Raw genomic sequence first — 25,456 nt, forward strand, 5'->3', positions numbered from 1 at the left:
TCAAAGGCCTAATGCATTAACAAAAATGGTTTGATTACTCCGCTTTAGCGGATTTTAATCAAGCCATTTTTTATTTTTGACGTTTAAGGTATTAGTTCAATATCTGGCTCATTGGTTCCATCAGTATTGAGCGTATCACCCAAAGCTTGATTGGTGTGCTCCAATGCATGCAAGTCTTCCATGGCGGTATTGATATCAGTTTGCCCTGCACCAATAAGCTCTTCACGCTGCTCAAGAAATGCACTTTGTTGCTCAACATCTTGCATTAATAACGCCGCATCATCTTCGGTTATATCGTTTGAGCTTTGCAGATACTGACTGGCTTGGTTTGCGACAGGATCAGGCGATATATTTGGCGACATAATGAATGAGTTTATTTGCGGTAAAAATAGAATACCCGCAACAATAACGGCGCCAGCCAAAGCAGCATAAGCCCACTTAGGCGATGACGCGGATTTATTTGAGTCGGTCATGGCAGGCATATTAATCGCAGTAGAACCGGCTTCTGGCTCTGGCAGGATTGATGCATCCGGACCTTTGGTGCGCATACCAATAAACTGGCCGCCATCGTAAATTTCCATTTGATGACTCGACACTTCACCGTCAACGACGCCAGAACTAACGATAACTAACTTGTTACAGTGTAATTTACCTTTAAACACACCTGAGACGCGCATTTCCTGACAAAACACTTCACCTTCAACTTCACCACCAACCGCAATCTGAATTTGATGACTAGAACTAATTTTACCTTTGGTTTTGCCTGCAATCATTGCTGGACCACGAATACTCATGTCGCCCGCTAATGACATATCAGCACCTATGTAGGTTATCCCCTTATTCTTATTATTCACTTGCTGTCCTTATTAGGGTTAAATACCTATCACATTAATTATCTAACCTGCTCAGATAGTTAATATAATTTGTATAAATTGTTACAGGTAGTGACAAATCTTAAAGTAAATGGGCTACACAATAAAGCCTACTATTCATGCTATAGTACCTAGATCAATAAATAGCCCGAACTGTTATGCCAACGACTGATCCCAAGCATAAGCCTACATACACAGCAAAAGACACCCTTAAAAAAGTGCAAAATCATTCGCAAAAACAATCAATAAAACCATCGTTAAAACAAAGTTTAGCCATATATTCATCGGTAGATGTTCTCGCGCCATTAGCAAGCCCTAGCTCCCCTACTGTTCAGTCGATGTCGCCATTGCAAGCTTACCAACAAGCGATGGGTGCTGACTCACAACAGGCAATAACAGCAGACCCAGCACAGCAAGAGGCCTTGTTAGCATTAGAGACTCTATACCAGCAATTTATTCATTCATCCCCCATCGATGAAGGTTTATACCTGTGGGGGGATGTGGGTAGGGGTAAAACATTTTTAATGGATTTGTTTTGTCAGTGCCTGAGCCAACACCCTAAGCAGGCGCAAAACACTGTCATGCGACTGCACTTTCATCGTTTTATGGCCATGATCCACCAGCAACTTAATCAAACATCTGGGATCCGCGATCCTCTCACCCATATTGCCAAACAGATCGCCTCGCAATATCAACTCATTTGTTTTGATGAGTTTTTTGTGTCAGACATTGGTGATGCGATTTTACTGGCGCGGCTGTTTGATACTCTATTCCACTCAGGGGTAACCTTAGTGGCTACGTCCAATATTCCAATTGTCGACTTATACAAAAACGGTTTACAGCGCGATCGTTTTTTACCGACAATCGATTTACTGCAGCGTTTTACCCAAGAGATCCACCTTGATGGTGATAAAGATCATCGCATGTCTCTGGCAGCTTCGCGGCAGCACCCTCAAACATCATTAGCCTGGATTTCGCTGCCATCAATTGAAGATGCTGATGATATCTTTACTCAAATGAGCCAATTATGTAGCCATACCAGTGTGCCAAAAATCTCTCCACAGACTTTACGGATCTGCCAGCGCGACATTGCTATCGAAGCACGGCATGACCGACTTGGCTGGTTTGAATTTTCTGCATTATGTGAAGGCCCAAGATCGGCATTAGATTATATAGAAATTGCCAGTCAATTTAGCTATGTACTGTTAAGCAACGTGCCACAGTTAGGTGGTCAAGTACGCAGTTGGATTAGAGCAAGAGGTACTGAAGATGGTTCGCAAGCCACGACAACCGGCGAGCGCCAATTAGCGTATGCGAGCGAGGACGATCCCGCGCGGCGCTTTATTAGCTTGGTTGACGAATTGTATGATCAAAAAGTCATTTTGATCATACACAGCCACTGGACGTTAGATGAGTTGTACCTTGATGGAGCACTCTCATTTGAATTTAGGCGCACTTATAGCCGCTTAACTGAAATGAAACAGTGGGCGATATCTGCCGCAAACGAGCACGCATAACGGCTCAATTACCCCGTTAGACCTATCACATCAATTTATGCCGCTTGATAGTTTTCGACATCATTAAAGCGGCGTAAAAAATTGTCTAGCGCATCATTAGACGGGTACTCAAACTGGTATTTATTATGAAAAAACACCGTTAAGCTTACCTGTGCATCCGACAATACAATGGTGTATCCGTCATGGTCAGTTTGCGCGCTAATGCCGCAAAGATAATAGTCATTACCAAAGACACTTTTTTGAGCCTCATCGCTGTCGGCTATGCGTTTTTCACCGAATTGCGTGACTTTGTTAAACACTTTTAACGCGCGGTGAATATCAATTTCATTTTTCATCATATACATCCTTTGAACTACACACATACTACAATACGCCCACAACGACAATGCTGTCCAATAGTCATAAAATAAATCCTAAAACAGTTCCCTTTCACCCTGCAACAAGGCAGAATCGCCGTACTTCATAACAGACAGAACCCAATACTATGCCTGATATTGTGATAGCTTTTTTTGCCCTCGGTTTAATTGCGGGGTTAATAAAATCAGATTTAAAAGTCCCCAAAGCCACCTACGAAACCTTGTCAATTTTACTGATGCTAACCCTCGGTCTTAAAGGCGGCATGGCACTACACGGCGAAACCGCCAATCTAGCAATATCTGAATTACTGGCAGTGATTGCATTAGGGTTTATTATCCCACTGAGCTTGTACCCCCTTTTACGCAAACTCATTAAATTACCGCAAAAAGAAGCCATTAGTATTGCTGCCCATTATGGCTCGGTGAGTGCAGGTACCTTTGCGGTGGTCATGGCGATGGTCGATAAATCGCAATGGCCTTTACGCCCTGAAACGACCTTGTATTTAGTGCTGCTTGAGCTGCCCGCCATTATTATCATGTTGTGGCTACATCGTTACTTACAGGCTAAAACCGCTGGCAATGAAGTACACTCGTCTGCCGGCAGTATTTTGCATGAGGCTCTCACCAGTCGTGGTGTGGTATTACTGTGTGGCGGTGTAGTTATCGGTTGGATTTACGGCACCACAGGCATGGCACCATTAACCCCCATGTTGCTTGCCGGATTTAAAACCTTGTTAGCACTGTTTTTATTAGAAATGGGGATCAGCACGGCTAAAGTGTGTTTTCCTATTCCTTATAAACAATGGCGTTTATTGGCTTTTGCAGCTCTGGCACCGTTTGTGTTGGCATGGGTCGGTATTGGCTTAGGCTTTGCGCTAGAGTTGCCCTCTGGCAGTATTTTAGTGTTGGCAGGACTCAGTGCCAGTGCCTCATATATTGCAGCTCCTGCAGCAATTAAAGCCGCTATCCCAGATGCGAATATTGGGCTGGCCATGTTGGCATCACTAGGAATTACGTTCCCTGTAAATGTGCTTATTGGCTTGCCACTTTATCAAATGTGGATTGAACAACTCTTGATGTAATGGCTTATCAAAATAAAAGGCCCACTAACAAATATTGTCAGTGGGCCTGTTTATTTTATCCACTTAATCACTTTTATGATGTTTTGCTTTTTCGATAAACATGGCTTGATCGGCAAGTGCGAGGTATTCACATAAATCCATTTTTTGTTTTGCTTGTCGGCTCACCACACCCTGGCTGTAAGCTAATGCATAAGATTTACCATTTTGTTGATTGTGCTGCTTCACTAAATCGGCAAAACGCTGCAATACCGAGTCGACAGAAACCTGCTCTCTCTGGCTAAGTAAGACCACAAACTCATCGCCGGCAAAACGTGCTATAACATCCGACTCTCTAAAACAGTCAATCAACAATTTAGCAAAACTTTTTAGTGCGATATCGCCTTCTTCATGGCCAAACTCATCGTTAATCTCTTTGAAATAATCCAGATCAAAAAAGATCAGGCTCGTACTTAAACCAAGTCGGTCAGTATTGGCAAGGGTTTTCTCTGCTAGTAATTCAAATCCACGTCGATTAGAAATCGCGGTTAATGCATCTAATGTATTTTGCTGAATCGATAGCAATTCATCTTCCACTAATCGGCCTAAATCTTCTAAAGCTTGCTCATCTTGAAGGCTAAACTCCTTGGGTTTATCGTCAATAATACACAATGTTCCCACCCGCATACCATTTGGCATGGTTAACGGAAAGCCGGCATAAAAACGAATATTAGGCGCGGCAAGCACCAGCGGGTTGTCGGCAAAACGGGGATCATTTAAGGCGTCGGGCACAACCATCACTGTAGGTTGATTAATGGCATGACCACAAAATGAAATATTTCGACTCGTTTCGCAAACGTCTAAACCTTGCACCGACTTAAACCATTGTCGATCGCTGTCGATCAAACTCACCACGCTAATCGATACCGAAAATAGGCGCCTTGCGAGGCGAGTAATACGATCGAAACGTTCCTCGGCCATGGTATCGAGTATGTGCAACCCTCTGAGGGTTTCGAGCCGAGTGTGTTCATTTTCAGGTATCGGAGCTACCAGCATTAATACCGCCTTTTACTAAAAGATGCCCTAATCAAAGCAGTAAAATGCTGCTATTTCAAGCTAAAGCCTGTTTAGACTGATAATATTTCATTATAAATTTCAATGACGGCGTCTGTTTTTTGTTCCACTACATGATGAGGTAACTTACCGGGCAATTGCTGTAATGTCAGTTCATGGTTTTCATCACGTAGCCAACAGTAGGTTTGCGTTAGGTGCTGCGCATGCATGACAGGGATGAGCTCTAAATCCGCTAATACTTCAAAAATCCGCACATTGTCAGACCAAATGGTCAACTCTTGGTGTTGATGCGCATAAGCGAGCACTAAGTATTGGGCAATAAACTCGATGTCAGCAATGCCACCAGCACTTTGTTTAAGATCGAACTGTCCGGGTTCAGCGTGCAGTAAATGATTACGCATTTTAGTACGCATATCACGTACCGCCTTTGCCAGCTCAGTTTGATCTCGTTCAAGTTGTAATATTTGCCCGCGGACTTCACTAAAACGCGCAGCTAATGCATTGTCACCAAATACAAATCGTGCCCTTACCAATGCTTGATGCTCCCATGTCCAGGCTTCGGTTAATTGGTATTGGCCAAACTGTTCTATTTCACTCACTAACAACCCCGATGCGCCCGATGGACGCAAACGCATGTCGACCTCGTATAACTCACCCGATGTGGTACGGGTGGCAAATAAATGCACGATACGCTGAGCCAGTTTTAAATAAAAATGGCTGTTGTCGATTGGTCGTTCACCATTGGTACTACCCGCACCACTATGGCCATGCAAAAACACCAAATCTAAGTCTGAGCCATACCCCAGCTCAATACCACCTAACTTGCCGTAACCTATTACCGCAAAGCCCATGTTACTGGGGCTTGTGCCTTCTGGCACACCATGTCTAGCCGCAACCTGATGCCAGGCATGTAGCACCACTTGTTCAATAATCGCTTCTGCTAAAAAGGTTAAATGATCGCTCACTTGCATAACCGGTAATACACCTGTGACATCGGCTGCGGCAATTTTTAACTGCTGCGACAACTTAAACTGTCGCAAAGCTTCCATTTGTTGCTCCATGTCATCTTCTGGTACACGCAGTAAATATTGGCGTAATTCACTTGGATAATCATCAATGGAGGTAATATCGTATAGCTGCGAAGGGTCAATGAGCTCATCAAGCAGCATGGGGAAATTAGCAAGTTCTCGTGCAATCCACGGACTAGCACAACATAAGCTCACTAATTGCTGCCTTGCTCCTGGGTTTTCACACAACAATTCAAGGTAGGTAGTGCGAGTTAAAATTTTATCCAGTACGTTGGATACCGGTTTAAATGCCAAGCTGGGAGTCGATTGATTAAATAACTCTTCAAGCAGTTTTGGCATGAGTTTGTCTAACGTTTCACGGCCACGAGGGCCAATAGAGCGTTTAGACACGGTTTGACGCCAGTCACTTAACATGGGCCACAGCGCCTCGTCTTCGATTTGCTGCTCTTGCAGTAACGTTGCCGCATCATCGTCTTGTTGAATATTCCAAAACAAAGATGACCAATGATCGTTGTAATCTTGATTATCACTGCCGCCAACAGTGGCATTAAAATGGCCATGAATAATAGACATTGCCGCTTCAATTTGTTGTCGTAATTGCGCTTCATCTGCTAATTCGAGCGGCACACACAATCGTTGCCAATCAAGATCGTTATTGGGCAAGGTTTGCGTTTGTTTGTCGCCAATGGCTTGAAGTAAGTTTTCCACGCGGCGCAGCAAAATGTAACTGTGCTTAAGTTCATCAACGGCTAAATATTCTAACTGCCCCAAACTGTATAACGTATCTATGGCGCCGAATAAGCTTTGCTGACGCAACGCAGGTTCTCGCCCACCACGGATTAACTGAAAGCTTTGCACCACGAACTCAACTTCACGGATCCCACCAGCGCCGAGCTTAATGTTGTCTGTTAATTGTCTGCGTCTGACTTCTTGTGCAATCAATTGCTTCATTTTACGTAATGATTCAATTGCCGAGAAGTCGATATAACGTCGATATACAAACGGACGTAATAAGTCATGCAGTTCGTCGCAATAACCACTCCACGGACCAAGTACGCGAGCCTTGACCATGGCGTAGCGTTCCCAGTCGCGCCCTTGCTCCTGGTAATAATCTTCTAAACCACTAAAACTGACCACTAACGGCCCGCTTTCACCATAAGGACGCAGGCGCATATCGACACGAAATACAAAACCGTCAACGGTGACTTGGTCAAGAATATTCACCAAGCGTTGGCCCATTTTGATAAAAAACTGTTGGTTGTCTTGAGTACGACGCCCGCCAACGGTTTCGCCATGCTCAGGAAAGGTAAAGATTAAATCGATGTCAGATGAAAAATTGAGCTCACGCCCGCCCAGCTTGCCCATACCCAATATCAGTAACGGCTGCGGCTTACCATCAGCACTTGTTGGGGTACCAAACTGTTTGCACATGTCTTGATAAACCCAATCGCGGCCAGCTATAACCAGGGCTTCAGCGAGAGCAGACAAGTCAAGTAACGATGATTCAACCTCGGCGTAATTTAAAAAGTCGCGCCACGCTAAGCGCACCATTTGCAGATTTCGATAACGTCGTAAAACGGATTTAGCTTGTTCTTCCTGGGGAATCTCTTCTAAAAGTGACTGCAATTGAACATAAAACTGACTGCGCACGACTTCATTTAATAGGCCATCAAATAACTGCGGGATCCATTCAGGGTGACGACATAATTGCTCGCCAATAAAATCACTTAAACCAAACACTAACTTTAATTCTTGTTGTTGCTCGGCAGTCAATGCAGTTTTAGCGTCAGGCCAAACTTCGCAGAGTCTTAACCAGTAACGATCTGCTGTTTCAACTAGCGCGGCAGATAACACCTTGTTACTTTGGTTTTGCATGGCAATAAATATCCCTAAAGAAAATGAATGTTGGACATATTATGTCGTGAATGCTATATCTAATGATCAGTCTATTGATGCAGATTAATATCATTGACATCAAGATTACTATAACCTGTGTCATATTGAATTAGCACATGAAAAATCTACATTTTGGAGAAAACATGGTAGGTCACCTCCCCCGTGTACTCACATTGATAACCGTAATCATCGTCGCACTGACACTCAGTGCCTGTGGCGACGACAGACCGGAGCAAATTGCTAAGTACCAGCAATTAACGCAGCAGCGTCTTGAATTGCTTTCAACATCACTTAAAGACGATCAATTACGCAATGCCAATTTATTGAAGCAATACACCAGTATTTTAGCCAAGCGTCAGCCTGATTTAGCCCCATTACTTGATGAGCTTGCCAAAGATGCAGGCACCGACGGGCCAATGTTCCAGTCGCTAACTCGTCGATATAAGGATTTGAGCAACAGCGCAAATTTTGTTGATTTAGACCAACAACTCGCCGAAGCACAAAATATCTATCAAGCCGCAGACACCAGCTTATATAACGACATGTTATCGGATCCGGTTAACGTGGTCGCAGACATGTCTAAAGGTCAATTAGCCCGCGTCAATGCCATTAGTCGTGAAGCTGAAGCGCTAGCCAATGGTACCGACGGCACAGAACCTGGCAGCCAATTAGTGGGCAATCCGGCTTATGGAAGCTGGCAAAATAACTCAAGTGGTATGTCTATTTGGGCTTGGTACGGCATGTACGCGATGTTCTCCAACTTTTCGCGCCCTATTGCTTACGACAATTGGTCAAGTCGTCGCGGTTACAGTTACTACAACGATGTTGGCCGTTATCGCTATACATCGCCAAAACAGGCCACTTCACAAGCCAAAACGTTTGAACAAACCAAAAAACGTTTTGACAGCCAGGGGAAACGCTTTGATAGCCCATATGCAAAAACTCGCACAGGCTCAACCACCTTGTCGCGTCAAAGTACCAGTGCGCCAAAACCCAGTAGCACGACTCGCACGGCAAGCTCTAGCAGCAAGTTTCGTTCGAATTATTCTAAAGACAGCAGTTTTCGCAACTCAAGCAGCCGCACTAGTCGCGGTGTTAGCCGTGGTAAATAGGTAAGGACTCCCCATGACATTTTTTCAAGAATATGGCTTAACTCAACAGCTAGCGATTATCCTGGCTATCGACTTAAGTATCGCGATTGTGTTGCTGGCATTGATGCGTTACCTGCAAGGTTGGAGCATTAAAGTGAACAGCAGTGCCGAACTGGCTGAACGTGATAATTTTGCTTTTGGTATTAGCACCGCCGGTGCTGTTGCCGCATTAGGCATTGTGTTAACGGGCGCCATTACCGGCGAAGCTGCACCATCATACCTAACCGAAGCCATTGGTATGTCGGCTTATGGTTTATTTGGTTTAGTGCTGATTAAGCTAGGCCGCTTTTTACATGACAAAATTGCATTAAATGAATTTGCTAAAAACGCTGAAATTTTAAAAGGTAACGTGTCTGTCGCGGTTGTAGATGCTGCGGCAGCGATTGCCACCGCCATTATCATTCGTGCCGTATTGATGTGGGCAGAAGACATCACCCTCGACACCTTTATTGCCATCTTCAGCGCATTTTTAATCTCACAATTGATGTTAGTTTTGTTAACGCGTTTACGTGAGCACCGTTATGCTAAACGCAATCAAAATGCTTCAATGCAACACGCATTAGTACAAGGGCAAACCGCCTTAGCACTGCGTCACAGTGGCTACATGATTGCCATGGCATTAAGCTTTAACGCGGCCAGTCACTTCATTATTTACCAGCCAACGGCTTACGTAACTAACATTATAGGTTGGTTTGTATTCTCGTTAATTATGCTTGTGGCCTTGTCATTACTGATTGCCTTGGTGAAAAAATTGGTTTTAGCCGGCATTAACTTAGCTGAAGAAGTTGAAAAGCAACACAACATTGGTATAGCCGCAGTAGAAATGGCAATCAGTATTGCTGTTGCACTTATTTTAACGGCGTTGATGGCGTAATTTATGACAACCCCTTTGCTTGAAGCTAGCCCCAAAGCATTACCACAAGGGGGCGAAGAGCAAAGCCCTCCAGTATCTCGCAATGTGTCGTGGTTCGATGATGCCCTATTACTGGGCATCATGGCTGCGCTAGCGGGATGCGGCCTGATTTACGAATACCTATTATCACACTATGCTGGGCGCATTTTAGGTGCGTTAGAAGCAGCCATTTACACCATGATTGGGTTAATGATTGTGTCGATGGGTGTTGGTGCATTTGCTGCCCGTAAAATCAAATGTGCGTTTACCGGTTTTGCCATGCTCGAACTCACCGTGGCATTGTGTGGCTCATTTGCCATTATCATTACCGCAGCGGTAATTGGTTTTGGTCAGCAATTACCCCTCACCATTGCCAATACCCTTGGTTTACCACCCGATCATTTACCTAATGGTGGCTTTATTGCCAGCTTACAAATCTTAAGCGAATACTTGCCTTACGTTTGGGGCGTGTTACTCGGGTTAATGATTGGCATGGAAATCCCATTAATTGCCCGAGTACGGCAATCGTTATCTGATGCCCATTTACTGCATAATGCCGGCACCATATATGGTGCCGATTACATTGGCGCTGGTGTCGGTGCTGCCATTTGGGTTGGATTTATGTTGGCGATTGATATTCAACTTGCTGCAGCATTAACGGCCAGTGTGAACTTAGTGGCAGGTCTTGTGTTTATCTGGCGTTTTTGGGCGCAGATCCGTCACGTAAAACTGCTGCTTATTGGCCATATCATCGCCAGCGTGGTCATTGGTTTACTGGCAGTTAAAGGCCCGAGTTGGGAGCAACATTTTAATAATCTGCTGTATAAAGACCATGTGGTGTACGCTAAAGCAACACGGTTCCAGCAGCTCAACTTTACAGAACGTTTGCGTGGTGGCGGATTACCTCCCGTTTATAATTTATACATTAATGGGCGTCTGCAATTTTCTAGCAGCGACGAGCATATTTATCACAGCTTTTTAGTGCACCCAACCTTGGCGGCCAGTGCCCGTCATGACAATGTATTAATTATTGGCGGTGGTGACGGCCTTGGGCTTAAACAAGTGCTTAAATGGCAACCTAAAGCCGTTACTTTGATGGATTTAGACCAAGATCTATTAACGTTATTTCAATCGCCTCCTGCAGATATGCCGCAACATTTAAGTGATGCGTTACTGACATTGAATGGTGATGCCTTAAATGATCCTCGTTTAACCTTGATGGTTGATGACGCTTTTAACGGCGTCGATAAATTGATCCGTAATGGCCAAATGTTTGATGCCATCATTGTTGATTTGCCAGACCCTAGCCATCCTGATTTAAACAAACTCTATTCTGACTTATTTTACAGAAAGATTAATGAATTACTCAATGCAGATGGCGTGATTACGGTGCAATCAACCTCGCCTTATCATGCGCCTAATGCTTTTATTTCAGTAGGTAAAACGCTCAGCGCAGCAGGGTTTAACGTTAAACAATATCATCATAACGTGCCCAGTTTTGGCGAATGGGGTTGGAGTATTGCCACTAAAACAGGCAAAGATGCTCAGCAGCGATTAGCGGTTTTACAGCAAATTCCGGTACCTGAGGACTGGTTAACGCCAGGACTTATTCATGGTGCGTTTGAATTCCCAAAGCATTTTTATGATGATATAGACAAAATCAAAGTGAACGAAATAGGCTCACTCCAGCTGTATAACTATCACTTAGCGGCTTGGTCAGAAAACGAACTGATAAATCTTTTTTAATTGGACCAGATAGCACTTGACATATTATGTCTGGGTGTTATCTTTACTCACAGACATAATATGTCAATTAAGGACGAATATGAACATCCATACTATTGCGAGTCACCTAAACGGACTATGCGACCAAAGCCAAACCGGCTTTCAGTTTGACTGCTATCCGATTGATGGTGATGTTGAAGTGTTACAAGTTAATGTTGTTGGCCGTGAAGAAATTCCGGTGTTTGTATCAGTAACTGACAACCAAATATTGTGTATCAGTTATTTATGGGGCGAAAACGAAGTAAACCAGGCCCGCCGCGCTGAAATGTTTGAGACCATGTTAGAGCTCAACATTCCAATGCCATTATCTTCATTTGCAAAAATTGATGATAAGTACGTGGTTTACGGTGCATTGTCAGTGCAATCAAGCATGATTGAAATTGAACAAGAATTAGCAGTACTGTCAGACAACTGTCTGGAAGTGATCGACGAACTCGTCGAATTTTTAAATTAAGGAGCCAATTATGGGCATTCTAAACAAGATTCTTACAGCGTTTCGTGGTGGTGCAACAGAAGTTGGCCAGAGTATCGTAGACGCAAACTCAACCCGTATTTTTGAACAAGAAATCCGTGATGCAGAAAAGCATTTAACCAAAGCTAAGCGTGAGTTAACTGACGTGATGGCCAAAGAAATGCAAGCCAGCCGTGAAATTGATCGCCTAAAACGCAGTGTTGCAGAGCATGAAGGTTATGTGACCCAAGCGCTCGACAAAGGCAATGAAGCGTTAGCTATCGAAATCGCTGAAAAAATTGCTCAGCTAGACGAGGAATTGTCTGAACAGCAAACGGCTAACGACAGCTTCAGTTCACACGCGGTACGTTTAAAAGATTTAGTGAAAAAGACCGAACGTCAATTGTCTGATTATCAACGTCAATTAACCATGGTTAAAACCACTGAAAGCGTACAAAAAGCCACGGCAACTATTACCGACTCATTTGCGTCTAGCAACTCAAAACTGCTTAATGCTAAAGACTCGTTAGAGCGTATTAAAGCACGTCAGCAACAGTTTGATGACCGCTTAAAAGCGTCTGAAACCCTAGCTGAAGAAAACAGCGACAAGTCTCTGCACAAGAAGTTAGCTGAAGCGGGTATTGGTGAGCAAAAGTCGAATGCTAACGCGGTGTTAGATCGTATCAAAGCGCGTAAAGGTTAATTGGTATGGGATTTCTTAGCGGCCTTTTTGGCAAAAAAGAAGCCCCGAAGCGCCAGCTTGACCACCCAAACAAACTGCTCAAGGGTGATATGTTAACCCTTGATGACAGTTTTGCTTTGCCCGCGCAATTGCGCGGGCAACAGCTAAAGGTTGAAGCCATTCATACTTATGAATATCAGCGCTCGCAGCTTTGTGAATTCTTATTACGTGGCCATAGCGGCACGGCAATCTTTTTGTCTTATATTCAAGAAGACGAGTCTTACCTCAGTATTTCAATCAAAATCAATCGTGCCGATGTTGAACAAATGTTTGACCTTGATGCTTTTGCTGAAATATTTGAAGAACCCGGTAAAGCACTCCTTACCACACAACCACTGTCAGCAGAACTTGAAACCGAGTTTAGTCAATGGTTAAGTGAAGAGTATCATCAGGTTGAATTTGCTGGATTTGGTTATTTTCATCGTCAAGATTACCGCGGCTTAACGCCACCTCAAGATGACAATGGCGCAAAAGGCGAAGGCTTTGAAAGCTATAGCCTAGTGAACAATCAAGACACTCATGCCGTTGATATTGAAGTGTATGAAGGCGGTGACACTGAAGTGATGTTGACCTTATATCGCCCATTGTCCGACATTAGAGAATACTGGCCGGCAAGCTGATACAAGTAGGAGATGACGTTCTTATGAGCTCAGGTAAACCGTTACCCGATAAATGGCTTAAAAACCAACAAGCAGCAAAGGCCACTCAAGTGGCTTTTGATCTGGATGAAAAGTTTCAATACTCCATCCGCAAAGCCGCTTTAGATAAAGGCGTAAGTCCGTCGGATCAAATACGCACTATCCTCGGATTATCGGTCTCTAAGCGTCCAAAACGTCCACGTTTAACCGTATCATTAAGCGGTGAAGACTACGTGTTATTAGCGCAAAAGTACGGTTTAGACAGCGACTCTCAATTAGAGATCAAAAAGCGTGTACTCGATGATTTAGTTCACTTTGTTGATAAAAAGTCATCAACCTAATATCCGTTATGGGTTATGTCGCTTAAAAACAACGCACTAGGCTCACGTCTTGTGCGTTTTTTGTTATGATAAGGTTTATAAGTTAATAACAATGAATCAAAGCAGGCATTCATGTTTGAATCTAAACGCTGGACACTGAAAAACGTCGATGGTCCCAGCCCATTTGAATTAGCCATGATGGTGCTGTCATTGGTCTCTGTGGTCATTGTATTGACCATTACTTTTGGCCGTTTAGATGCCGAAACCAATAAAGTGCTTTTGTATATCGACAGCAGCATTTGTATGATTTTCTTGAGTAAGTTTTTTCATGGCTTATACAAGGCGCGTAATAAAACCTACTATATACGTCATCACTGGATTGATTTTGTCGCCAGTATTCCAGCCATTGAAGCGCTGCGTTTTGCGCGAATATTTCAAATTCTGCGCGTTATCCGCTTAATCCGCATGAGCCGGTCGTTATTAATCCCCCTGCTTCGTCAGCGCAAACAAGCGACGTTAGCCAGCCTACTTGTAGCGATGGTATTAATTCTTGCTACCGCATCGGTATTGATTTTATTAGTAGAAAGCGCCGAACCTAATGCCAATATTCAAACAGCAGAACAAGCTATTTGGTGGGCATTAGTGACCATTTCGACTGTCGGTTATGGCGACTTTTATCCGGTGAGTACTATAGGCCATGTGATTGGTGGATTAGTGATTGTCAGTGGTGTGAGCTTTTTCGGGGTGATTTCAGGTTATATGGCATCGGTGTTTGTCGCCCCTGATGAAACCGAGCGCCAAGAAGAGCAAGACGCAAAAGAAGCCCACAAAGAACAGATCAACAGTAAACTTGAAGCGGCACTAGAACAGATGCAACAAAATCAATTGCAGATGGAACAGAATCAACAACAAATGCTCGAAGAAATCAGCAAGCTAAGACAGCAACTCGATAAGCCCTAGCAACACCCTTACCGCGCAGCAAATATATAAAAAAGCCCAACGTCGACAAGACCTTGGGCTTTTAATGGCATAGCAGTTTGCTAGCCACCCACCAGCTTTTGCCACCAGGACAATGGCTCACCGCAATTTTCTGCCGGGCGGTAGCTGGCCTCTAATGCGGGCAGCCCGATAATATTGTCACAATTGCCTTGCTTAGCCATACCGGTGGTACGGTCAAAGTAGCCATTAATCACCCCATTGACTGGGATCATTCGCAAACTCAGCGGTGGACGTTGCTGTAAGAACGCCTGATACACCGCCATTGCGCCGCTACTGCCATATAAGCCTGTTTTGCTGTTATCATCTTGACCAACCCAAATGGCTGCAACGTTACGCTCGTCAAAGCCGGCAAACCAGGAGTCGCGACTGTCGTTACTGGTTCCGGTTTTACCGGCTAATCGTACCCCGGGGAACGCGGCGCCTAAACGCTTAGCAGTACCAGAGCGCACCACATGATTCATTGCATATTGCACTAAATAATCGGTAGCTGGCGCGATTGCTTGCGAACTTGGCGCCCGGCTCACATCTAATGCCTGGTTTTGACTGTCTAACACCGCGGTAATCGACGTCAACTTACGATAGCGACCTTCGTCAGCCAAGGTTTGATAAACCTGTGCCACCATCAATGGAGAGCCGTTTACTGCACCTAATAATACTGAAGGGTATGGTGACACCGACTCTTCCCAACCCGACTTTTGCAAAGTAGACACCACATGATCTACACCCACAGCTAAACCAACATTGACTGTCGGTACGTTCATTGAGTCTTTAATCGCGGTGAGTAATGGCACCTGGCCGCTAAACTTTTTATCGAAGTTTTTAGGTGACCAGGTTTTACCTTGCTCGTTTTTCAACGTAATGGGTTTATCGTCAATAGGCGTAGCCAACGAAAACTTATCGCTTTGATTTAACGCACTGGCATAAACAAAAGGTTTAATTAACGAGCCTATAGGACGGCGAATTTCAACAGCGCGGTTAAAGCCTTCATAGCCAGGAACTTTGTCGCCAACCATCGCCGCGATACCGCCGGTGTATTTGTCGGTGACCACCATGCCTACCTGAATATTTTTAGCGCGCTTATCTAATGAAGCCATAGTCGATGACACTGCTTTTTCGGCAGCCTCTTGCGCCATAGGATCGAGTGTGGTGTAAACTTTAACCCCAGATTGCTGCAACAGCGAATCACCGTAACGCTCACGTAATTCTTGTTTTACCACAGCAAAAAATGCCGGTAGTTTTTGATGCACTGATTTTTGCGAGCTGCGTAAGCCCAGCGGTGACTCTGCTGCAGCCTTGTATTGCGCAACAGTCAGTTTGTCGTTTTCCATTAATAGGCGCAGTACCAAATCACGGCGCTCCTGAGCACGCTCAGGATAACGCCAAGGATTGTAGTAAGACGGCCCTTTGATCACTGCCACCAAAAATGCTTGCTGTGACACGGTTAATTCACCCACAGGACGACCAAAATAAAACTGCGAGGCTAAGCCCATACCGTGTACACCGCGAGCCTTGTCTTGCCCCATATACACTTCATTCAGGTACGCTTCTAAAATCTCATCTTTGCTGTACCTAAAATCAATAATCAGCGCCATTAATGCTTCACGTACTTTGCGCACAATAGAGCGCTCGCTGCTTAAAAAGAAGTTTTTGGCTAACTGTTGCGTTAGGGTAGAACCACCTTGAACCGTGCGTCCGGCACTAATATTCACTAACGCTGCACGAGCAATCGCCAACGGATTAACCCCGTAATGATCATAAAAGCTGCGGTCTTCAACTAAAATAAGGGCATCGACAATACTGGTTGGCATTTCTGGCGTGCGCACAAATAAACGGTCTTCACCATCCCCTGCGATAATGCGATCAAGCAGCACGGGCTCTAAATGAAATACTGCTAATTCGCGCTTGTCAGACATGCGCTTAACAGAACTCACGCCATCAGAGTCGAAACTAATCATCACACGTTGTTCGACTTGATTGCCTTCTGGGTGCAAAAACGGACGGCGCCACAGCTCAATGCGAGTGCTAGATGCAGAAAACTCACCCACTTGACGAGGATTAGCGACTTTGCGATAACCTAATAGCTTTAATTCGGCCATGAGTTGCGGATGGTTAACCGCTGCGCCTGGGTACAACGCCATTGAACGACTGAACATTTGTGCAGGTAGATGCCACTTTTGACCTTCAAATTTCTGCGCAATAATTTGATCTAAATAGATCGCATAGAATGTCACCACGGCGAGCCCGACAATAGCAAGTTTCCATGTTAACGACCAAAGCGATCGAAACCATGATGTAGAAGCTTTTTTAGCGCGGGGTTTCTTGGTTGTTTTTTTTGTCATAAATCTTCATTCGTTTAATGTTGCACAGTAATAGACTCGCCTTAACTCACATGCGGTTTACTTATAAACCTGGCGTTTTCTTTTTAGTAAATTTGGTGGCGACGGTGTTCACAGGGTCGTCTGGCCATAAATGTCGAGGATAGCGGCCACGCATTTCTTTTTTCACCTCAACATACGGTCCTTGCCAAAAACTGGCTAAGTCTGCGGTCACGGCTAATGGACGCTGTGCTGGAGACAATAATTCCATGGCGACGGTCATTTTGCCCTGCAATATACTCGGGCTTTGCGCTAAACCCAACGCTTCTTGTAAACGCACACTTAATAATGCTCGGCCTTGTTGTTCATCATTATGATAAAAATGCCCTTCAGCATCGAGAGGCATTTGATATCTTATTGGTGCCCGAGTCCCTGTCGCCATTGGCCAGTGTGTAGGTACTAACTCATCAAGTAACGTTTGCTGCTGCCAACTTAAGCGGTTTTTCACCAAACCATAGGCATCAATTTTAGCTAATGAAGTCAGTGAATTAACCTGTTCAATGTACGGTGCTAACCAATCAGACAAGGTGGCAAGTAAATACGCGTCGGTTAAACAAGGCCAGTCATGCTGCGGGGCATAATATCGCGCTAATTCGACTCGGTATTGTAACTGGATTAAAGCCTCTTCACGATTAAGTATTGTTAACCCTTTGACACGAACTTGTTCTAACAATGCTGCGGTAATTTGAGCTCGCTCTGGTGCCATACCGGTTTCTGTTTTAATAATTATCTGGCCGACTTTAGTGTGTTTTTCGGCAAAAAATCGCCCTTTTGCCTCATCCCAACCACCTTGCACCTGGCGAGTGACTAACTCGCTGAGTTCATCATCAAATAAACGTACATCTAGTCGGGCGGCTAAATACACCTGGCCGGCATTGCGGCCTTGATTTTCTTGAAAGTCAGTAACCACTAACCAAGGTTCGTGTGCCAGGCTGTCGTCAGCTGCGATGACCACGCCGGTACCGTTGCTGAGTAAAAAACCATCATGACCACGTGCTTTAGCAATACGGTCGGGGTAAGCAAGCGCTAACAAATAACTGATGTCTCGAGTTGAAGCCTGGCTTATGGCATCTTGCACTTGGCCAGAAATCCCCAAGGATTGTTGCCATTGACGCACTTGTTGCTTTATTTGCCCGTGCAGTGCTTCAGCAAGGTAATGGTGAATATCGGCGCCTTTTTTGGGTAAGCCGCGCGCTTCAATAATACCCGCTAGCACACAAGCCAACACACACAACTGCGGCTGAGATTGTTCACTGGCAATGTGTTTGGCTTTAAGTAACATGTGAGCTAAACGAGGATGGCAGCCTAACGCATAAGCCTCATGGCCCAGTGGTGTTAATTTTCGCTGGGGGTCAGTTAACGCTAACTGTTGCAATAGCTGCCACGCCACTTGCTCATGGATAGCTGGCGGCGCTGTTAGTAATGCTAATTCATTGAAAGCCTTGGCTCCCCAACTGGCACAATCTAATGCCATTGAGGTGAGTTCGCTTTGGCTAATTTCGGGCTCATCGACTTTGCGCAGGCGGCCATGCTCTTCCTGGCTCCATAAACGCACACAATAACCCGGCGCTAAACGCCCTGCACGCCCACTTCGCTGCACGGCAGATGCTTGGCTAATACGCTTAAGCCCTAAACGCGTCACCCCGGTTTTAGGATTAAAGCTGGCTTCACGGCGATAACCACTGTCAATAACAATCGTGATGCCTTCGATGGTGAGACTCGACTCAGCTACGTTGGTGGCCAGCACGATTTTTCGTTTACCGGGTTCGGTTAAGCCTATGGCGCGATCTTGCTCTGCAGAGCTTAAGTCACCATACAAAGGGCAAATAAGCCATGTTGGATCTAAACGTTCACGAAGCAAACGGGCCAGTTTGTTGATTTCACCTTTGCCGGGTAAAAATGCTAACACACTGCCGAGTTGATATTCAGCTAAGCTGGCATCGTTTACTGTGTCGTTAATCACCTTGGCCATATGCATTAACCATGGTTGCTGCGCTAGACAAGGTTGATAGTGATGCTGCACCTCAAAGCTACGTCCTTCACTGCTAATTTGCTGTGCAGTGGGCATTAATTCTGCCAGAGGTAAACCTGATAAGGTGGCCGACATAGCGATAATGGTTAAGTCATCTCGCAGGGATTGTTGCACCTCAAGCGCGAGCGCAAGGCCGAGATCGGTAGGTAAATGACGCTCATGAATTTCATCAAAAATAATCACAGCAACACCGGTAAGCTCTGGGTCGTGCTGGATCATGCGGGTTAAAATGCCTTCGGTGACAATTTCGAGCCGGGTATGTTTACTCACTTTCGTGTCGCCACGAACCCGATACCCCACATCCTGACCAACAGCTTGCCCTAATTGCTTAGCAATAAATTGCGCCACGTTACGTGCTGCAACTCTTCTTGGTTCAAGCATGAGTATTTTGCCGCTGATTTCGGGCCAGGTTAGCATGGCTAATGGCAAAGCGGTTGACTTGCCCGCGCCGGTTGGCGCTTCAAGTATGAGTTGTGATTGCTGATTAAATGCAGTGCGGATGTCAGCTAACACAGCATGAATTGGCAATATTGCAAGTGAAGGGTGTGATGAGGTCAACGGCATTTACTTTTTTATCGCTATTTGCGACGTATTTTATACTATTACGTCGCAAGGATACATGCACTAATCGGTAGCACTCAGCCCTAATGCCTGTCTTTCTTCAGAGCTGACAATACTGATCGCGTCAGTTAACCATGGTGTGCGTATACCACTGGTTAATTCGGCAAGCCGGGTTGGCTTATTGATGGCATAACCCTGGGCATAATCGACACCAATGTTTCTCAGATATTCCCCAATATCGGTGTTTTCAACAAACTCAGCGATCACTTCAAAGTTCATGTCTTTACCTAATTGGCAAATCGCCGACACAATGGCTTTGTCGCTGCGATTGCTGCATAAATTCACCACAAACTGACCATCGATTTTGACGTAATCAACATCAAGGCATTTTAAATAGGCAAAACTGGAAAAACCAGACCCAAAATCATCTAGGGCCAATTTACAGCCAAAGGGTTTGAGTAAATCGATTAGTCCAGTGGCTTGCTCTAACTGGCTAACGGCGGCGGTTTCAGTAATTTCAAAACATAATTTATCAACTAGTTCAGGCTCAACCATCAGGCGCATTTCAAGCCAACTCATAAACTTTTGATCTGCTAATGACATAGCGGATAAGTTAACCGACACCATCGACAGTTGCTGCCAAATATTGAGGTTTTCACCGCCCCATTTTAGCAGATTATCTATCACCCAGCGGTCTACTCGCGGCGCCAAATTATAACGTTCTGCGGCAGGCAAAAAGACCCCTGGTGACACATAAGTGCCATCACTTTGAACCATGCGCAGCAAGATTTCCATGTGGATGCCGCTTTCTTGTTTATCGAGAGGTTCAATGAGTTGGTAAAACAATTCAAATTGATTCAGCGCCAATGCACCAGCAATGTCGACAGACGCTAACATTTGGTTATACATAATGTGCATTTGCGGATCGTCTGGATTATAAAAATGCCAACGATTACGGCCATCTTCTTTTGCTAATTGACACGCTGCATCAGCTTTACTCATTACCCCATAAATGTCAGTGTCAGCATAGTCAACTTGAGCAATACCAATACTGGCACTGATATTGTGTTTAATGCCTTTCCACACAAACTCATGATCAAACAATTGTTGGCAAATTCGTTTGGCAACTTGCTGTGCCGAAGACTTGTCTGAATAATGCATTAACAAACCAAATTCATCGCCGCCTAAACGCGCCACAACATCACCTTTGCGCAGTAACTGCTTTAAGCGCACAGCAACTTGTTGCAGTAATTGATCGCCAGCTTGATGGCCACTGAGATCATTCACCACCTGAAATTGATCGAGATCGAGAAACGCAATGCAGGCCGGAACATGATCTTCATCTTTTAGCAGTACTTCGAGCATGTTTTCAAACTGCACTCGATTAGGTAAACCCGTCAGGATGTCATAATTTGAATGGAACGACAGTTCATCGGCCAAACGATATCGTTCGGTCACGTCTTCTACCATCAGTAGTAATTGTTGCTGGCGATTTAACGCATGACAAAAACTGAATTTATACCAGTGGTTCTTAATGCCATTACGCAGAGGGATTTCACACCAGGCCTGACGCAGAATGCCTTCGCGAACAATATGCAACGTATCGTTAAGTAACGGATGATCTTCATCGCGCACAACATGGAATAGGTTATCGCCTTGCCTGATGGGCAACAAACTTTGCCAAATATCATTTTGCAGCACGACATTATTATGTAAATCGATCAATGCGCAGGCCATTGGTAATAACTGGAATAATTCTTGATATTGCTTATTTTTATTATCAAGCACCACCGCTAAACGGCGTAATTCTAATGCTGACGCTAATTGATAGGCGGTATCATCAAGTATTTTAGCCACAAACGCGCAAGGATCGGGTTGATCATCGGCTACCGGTTTTGGCTCCGAGACACACAGAGCACCCAATATGACTTTAACATTACCCACTCGCAAAACAGGGCTGAGGGCAAAGTGCTTACAGTCGATGTTTAACGATGCAAAGGTATGTAATAACGGTGCAAGTAATGGCGTATTTTCATGTAGTTCATCATTACATTGTGATGCGCTGTAAATAATAGATTGGGAATTTGCCAGTAATGATTCACTCAATACTTGATGTTGATTAACGGTATGATTAAATAAGGCCTGCGTGTCGGGTGAAGCTGTAAAATGGCTAGCACATTGCTGCTCTGTGGTATCAATAATATCACTGTCGGGGGCAAACACATTGTCATATTGGCTAGTCAGTATAAATGCAGCACTGCAATCGAGTCTGTTACAGACAAGTTTAAGCGCCCGATTGAGCAGATCTAACACCGAGGTATTATTCCCTTCAATAGGTCCATTTGTGAACACACTTTTCAATAGTTGTTGGGTGCTATCTGCCATTCATCAACTCAATCAAGGTTTGCAATTCAATTTGCTTAGGGATAAAAACAGGCGCTATTTTATCGTGAAGTTTGTCATTAACACTAATCTAAGTGTAGTTTAGTCACTCACAATTAACGATATTTGTTTATATCATGCTGTATTAATAGTCTATTAGGGGTTGGGATACAACTCATTACTAATTAAGGGTAAGCGAATGCATATTCGCAATTGGCAGTAATCACTTGTTGAACTTGATGTAAAAGAAGACACAAAAAAATCAAATATTAGCGCTACTGCATGGGTTTGAGCCATCTTCCCTCACCTATGACTAAACGAGCCTCCCTCTCTGTTTACACATGAAAAGCGTCTTTTTAGACCAAGTAGATCGGACCAGTTACTCAGGCCATACTGAACAAATAAGCGTTACGCCTAAATGATATTTCACCCTTGGTTAGAGCTATGCGCATTACCGCAACCAGCACAACTCACAGTTTAAGATTCCCGAGACGACTTCGCCATACGCATTATTTAAGCACCATAACTAACTTACACATTCGCGAATATCAATGCGCGCCATACGTTAACTTATTCCATTATATTAACATGGCAAATTTACCTATATTGCGATGCACACCAAAATTACGATGTTATACCATTTCCGTTAATTATGTGACCAATCAGAGTCACTCAGATTGTTCAGTTTGAGGCGCATTGTTGAAATAATGGTTATTCCCTTCTAAGGCAATGCAACAAAGAAATGGACAGTCTGAGTGCCTCCTACAAGGCGGGTTTCTGTGCCTTCTATGCTGCTTAATAGCATTTTGACGTACGACTGCATGGATGCAGGAGGTAGAGCAACGCAGGAGCAGTTGCCGAGAGCAACTATGCCTACAATTCTATTACTTGCCTAGAAGGCACAGAACTCCCGCTGAATGACCAGATAATTAATGGAATTGGTATTATAAGCTGCTTAATGCTCGACGATTCAATCCATAAATTTTGACAACTGTAGTAACAAAAAACCGCAGATAATAAACGTTATTATCTGCGGTTATGTTTGAGTTTACTAGCGCTTGAGGGCTAGTCTTTTAGTAGCTCTGCAATTGTGAGTACGCCATGCGTGGTTGCTCCCGCAGCCCAAAGTGCTGATGCAGAAGACTCAAATGCGCCCGCTAAGTCAACGTGTAACCAATTAGCTTGTGGTGACACAAAGCGCCATAGGAAACCAGCCGCATTAGATGCGCCACCCGCGCCGCCACCTTTAACTGGACGACTGTTTGCCGTGTCGGCATAAGCCGATGGACACATATCTTTGTGCCATGGATCTAATGGCAGTGGCCATACATTTTCAGACACTGCTGCTGCACGTTTTTGAGCAAGTTGCAGTGTGGCCGTTTGCGGCGAGAAAATAGCGTTGTAATTAGAACCTACAGCCATAACTGCGGCGCCAGTCAGGGTTGCGGCGTCAATAATCAATGGCGCGCCTGTATCTGATGCAGCCTGCAAACCATCGGCTAACACTAAACGGCCTTCAGCGTCAGTATTCACGATTTCAACTGTGGTGCCATTTTTATAGGTTAAGATATCGCCTAACTTAAATGCTCGGCCACTCACTAGGTTTTCTGCGCAGCATAAAAACAGTTTTACACGCTTATTTAAGCCCGCCTTCATCGCTAAGCCTAAAGCCGCGGTCACTGTTGCCGCCCCACCCATGTCGCATTTCATTGCCAACATGCCTTCTGATGATTTAAGGCTGTAGCCACCTGAGTCAAAAGTAATCCCTTTGCCCACTAATGCAACCGATACCGGAGCATCTGCTGCAAGCGGGTTAAAATCAAGCTCAAGCAATGCCGGTGGACGTTCACTGCCACGACCTACAGCATGAATACCAACCCACTTTTTCTCTAATAATTCCTGGCCTTCAACAATTGTAAAACTGACCTTGTCGCCACCAATATTTTTTAACCAGGCCGCAGCTTGTGTCGCTAAACCCACTGGCGATAAATCTTCTGGGGTGTCATTAATTAACTTACGCGCAAATTGAGCCGCTTCAGCGCGTTGAGTTAACGTTGCTTGATCTGCATCACTACCACACCAAAGCACTTGATAACCCGCTTTAGCAGTGGCAAAACCTTGCGCAAAAGCCCATTGAGAATGCAGATTCCATAAATCGCCAGTGAGTTGCACTGTGTTAACGCCTTGATTGCGTATTTTTCGTGCGGCCATTTGCACCTGGCGTAGTTCATCGCTGCCAGATAAATGGATCAGTGTTTGCGCGCCCTGATAAGTCACATCTGCTTTACCCCAATGCGCAGCAGGTGCGTCATTAGTAAGCGTTACCGTCATAATATCCATTGTCATTCCTTGTTGTGCGCCCAATAGCGCAAATACTGTAGAGCCTGTTGTTTTTTAAGCATCGATTTATTGAGATAAAATCGTATTCACTAAGCGAATGCATTAACGCTTAATAACCTAAACTGCGGGCCCAGCCTTAAACACGAGCTAATGCCAGTAGTGTAGACAAAACACAATCGATAAACCAAGCTAAAATTTGTTAACATTGTTGTAAATCAACCCATGACATATTGATACACATGCTATTTGAACCAAAATTAGAAACGGGTGTATTGCTAAAACGCTATAAACGCTTTTTGGCCGACGTTGCTCTACCCAACGGACAAATCATCACTATCCATTGTCCTAATACTGGCTCAATGAAAAACTGCTTGTTTCCAGGAGAGCCCGTTTGGTTTTCAACCTCAGATAACCCTAAACGAAAATATCCCCATACCTGGGAGATAATGCAAACCGATCAACAACATTTTATTGGTATCAATACCGGCTGGGCCAATGCATTGGCCGAAGAAGCAATTAACCAGCAAGTTATTACTGAGTTGCAAGGATATGACACCCTAAAACGCGAAGTAAAATATGGCAATGAAAATAGCAGAATCGATATCTTGCTCACTAGCCAAACCCGCCCAGAGTGCTATATTGAAGTGAAAAGTTGTACCTTGCTAGAAGACCAAGTGGGCTACTTTCCAGATGCCGTCACAACGCGGGGACAAAAGCATCTACGTGAACTTATCCAAATGGTCACAATGGGCCACCGAGCGGTATTATTGTTTGTGGTGCAGCACAGTGGTATATCAATCGTAAAACCCGCGCGACATATCGACCCACAATACGCAGACTTACTTGAACAAGCCGTTGCTAAGGGTGTTGAAGTGTTAGCCTATAAAACAGCATTGTCTCCACAAGGAAGTCACATTGTCGAACCTTGTAAAGTCGTGTTGTAGATAAAAAAACACTAAAATACTACGTAAAAAATTTGCCTAGCTA

The 25,456-nt window shown here is 44.5% G+C and carries 19 protein-coding genes; 11 read left to right on the top strand and 8 right to left on the bottom strand.

Annotation, left to right across the window (positions count from 1 at the left end; genetic code table 11):
* Positions 1–83 precede the first annotated feature (83 nt).
* Positions 84–854, bottom strand: a complete 771-nt coding sequence (locus GQA99_RS04075) for a bactofilin family protein (RefSeq protein ID WP_160052583.1) — start codon at positions 852–854, stop codon at positions 84–86.
* A 356-nt stretch (positions 855–1,210) separates the two neighbouring features.
* Here GQA99_RS04075 and zapE point away from each other — a divergent pair, with 356 nt between their 5' ends.
* Positions 1,211–2,389 (top strand): cell division protein ZapE, encoded by a 1,179-nt coding sequence (gene zapE, locus GQA99_RS04080; RefSeq protein ID WP_160052801.1) that lies wholly within the window; start codon positions 1,211–1,213, stop codon positions 2,387–2,389.
* A gap of 35 nt (positions 2,390–2,424) precedes the next feature.
* Here the strand turns inward: zapE and GQA99_RS04085 are convergent, their stop codons facing one another.
* Positions 2,425–2,727, bottom strand: a complete 303-nt coding sequence (locus GQA99_RS04085) for a DUF3081 domain-containing protein (RefSeq protein WP_160052584.1) — start codon at positions 2,725–2,727, stop codon at positions 2,425–2,427.
* A gap of 146 nt (positions 2,728–2,873) precedes the next feature.
* On the opposite strand from GQA99_RS04085, the gene GQA99_RS04090 reads away from it, so the two are divergent.
* Positions 2,874–3,827 (top strand): sodium-dependent bicarbonate transport family permease, encoded by a 954-nt coding sequence (locus GQA99_RS04090; protein ID WP_160052585.1) that lies wholly within the window; start codon positions 2,874–2,876, stop codon positions 3,825–3,827.
* A 63-nt stretch (positions 3,828–3,890) separates the two neighbouring features.
* On the opposite strand, the gene GQA99_RS04095 is transcribed toward GQA99_RS04090, so the two are convergent.
* Positions 3,891–4,859, bottom strand: a complete 969-nt coding sequence (locus GQA99_RS04095) for a GGDEF domain-containing protein (RefSeq protein ID WP_160052586.1) — start codon at positions 4,857–4,859, stop codon at positions 3,891–3,893.
* Between the two features lie 71 nt (positions 4,860–4,930).
* Positions 4,931–7,780, bottom strand: a complete 2,850-nt coding sequence (gene glnE, locus GQA99_RS04100) for a bifunctional [glutamate--ammonia ligase]-adenylyl-L-tyrosine phosphorylase/[glutamate--ammonia-ligase] adenylyltransferase (RefSeq protein WP_373291407.1) — start codon at positions 7,778–7,780, stop codon at positions 4,931–4,933.
* 164 nt (positions 7,781–7,944) lie between these two features.
* On the opposite strand from glnE, the gene GQA99_RS04105 reads away from it, so the two are divergent.
* The 8 genes from GQA99_RS04105 (at position 7,945) to GQA99_RS04140 (ending at position 14,740) form a co-directional block, all read left to right on the top strand.
* Positions 7,945–8,913, top strand: a complete 969-nt coding sequence (locus tag GQA99_RS04105) for a hypothetical protein (protein WP_160052587.1) — start codon at positions 7,945–7,947, stop codon at positions 8,911–8,913.
* A 13-nt stretch (positions 8,914–8,926) separates the two neighbouring features.
* Complete coding sequence (locus tag GQA99_RS04110; protein WP_160052588.1) at positions 8,927–9,826, top strand: DUF350 domain-containing protein; 900 nt, start codon at positions 8,927–8,929, stop codon at positions 9,824–9,826.
* A 3-nt stretch (positions 9,827–9,829) separates the two neighbouring features.
* Positions 9,830–11,590: a polyamine aminopropyltransferase gene (locus GQA99_RS04115; protein ID WP_160052589.1), complete on the top strand. Its 1,761-nt coding sequence runs from the start codon at positions 9,830–9,832 to the stop codon at positions 11,588–11,590.
* A 79-nt stretch (positions 11,591–11,669) separates the two neighbouring features.
* Positions 11,670–12,083, top strand: a complete 414-nt coding sequence (locus tag GQA99_RS04120) for a YjfI family protein (RefSeq protein ID WP_160052590.1) — start codon at positions 11,670–11,672, stop codon at positions 12,081–12,083.
* Positions 12,084–12,093: 10 nt separating this feature from the next.
* A complete protein-coding gene (locus GQA99_RS04125; RefSeq protein ID WP_160052591.1) occupies positions 12,094–12,783 on the top strand; it encodes a PspA/IM30 family protein in 690 nt (229 codons plus the stop codon).
* 5 nt (positions 12,784–12,788) lie between these two features.
* On the top strand, positions 12,789–13,442 hold the full coding sequence (locus GQA99_RS04130; RefSeq protein ID WP_160052592.1) for a hypothetical protein: 654 nt from the start codon (positions 12,789–12,791) through the stop codon (positions 13,440–13,442).
* Positions 13,443–13,465: 23 nt separating this feature from the next.
* A complete protein-coding gene (locus tag GQA99_RS04135; RefSeq protein WP_160052593.1) occupies positions 13,466–13,801 on the top strand; it encodes a hypothetical protein in 336 nt (111 codons plus the stop codon).
* 111 nt (positions 13,802–13,912) lie between these two features.
* Positions 13,913–14,740, top strand: a complete 828-nt coding sequence (locus GQA99_RS04140) for a potassium channel family protein (RefSeq protein ID WP_160052594.1) — start codon at positions 13,913–13,915, stop codon at positions 14,738–14,740.
* Between the two features lie 80 nt (positions 14,741–14,820).
* Here GQA99_RS04140 and mrcB read toward each other — a convergent pair whose 3' ends face one another.
* The 4 genes from mrcB to pepB all read right to left on the bottom strand — a co-directional run bounded on the left by mrcB (position 14,821) and on the right by pepB (position 24,469).
* Entirely contained in the window at positions 14,821–17,118 is a 2,298-nt protein-coding gene (gene mrcB, locus GQA99_RS04145; protein ID WP_160052595.1) for a penicillin-binding protein 1B, read from the bottom strand.
* A gap of 61 nt (positions 17,119–17,179) precedes the next feature.
* On the bottom strand, positions 17,180–19,744 hold the full coding sequence (hrpB, locus tag GQA99_RS04150) for an ATP-dependent helicase HrpB (RefSeq protein WP_229785830.1): 2,565 nt from the start codon (positions 19,742–19,744) through the stop codon (positions 17,180–17,182).
* Between the two features lie 66 nt (positions 19,745–19,810).
* Entirely contained in the window at positions 19,811–22,132 is a 2,322-nt protein-coding gene (locus GQA99_RS04155) for a putative bifunctional diguanylate cyclase/phosphodiesterase (RefSeq protein ID WP_160052597.1), read from the bottom strand.
* Between the two features lie 1,062 nt (positions 22,133–23,194).
* Entirely contained in the window at positions 23,195–24,469 is a 1,275-nt protein-coding gene (gene pepB, locus GQA99_RS04160) for an aminopeptidase PepB (protein ID WP_373291408.1), read from the bottom strand.
* A 239-nt stretch (positions 24,470–24,708) separates the two neighbouring features.
* On the opposite strand from pepB, the gene sfsA reads away from it, so the two are divergent.
* The gene (gene sfsA / locus GQA99_RS04165) at positions 24,709–25,413 is read left to right on the top strand and encodes a DNA/RNA nuclease SfsA (protein WP_160052599.1); all 705 of its coding nucleotides are present in this window, start codon (positions 24,709–24,711) and stop codon (positions 25,411–25,413) included.
* Positions 25,414–25,456 lie beyond the last annotated feature (43 nt).

The organism is Shewanella litoralis (assembly GCF_009828585.1).
GTDB lineage: Bacteria > Pseudomonadota > Gammaproteobacteria > Enterobacterales > Shewanellaceae > Shewanella > Shewanella litoralis.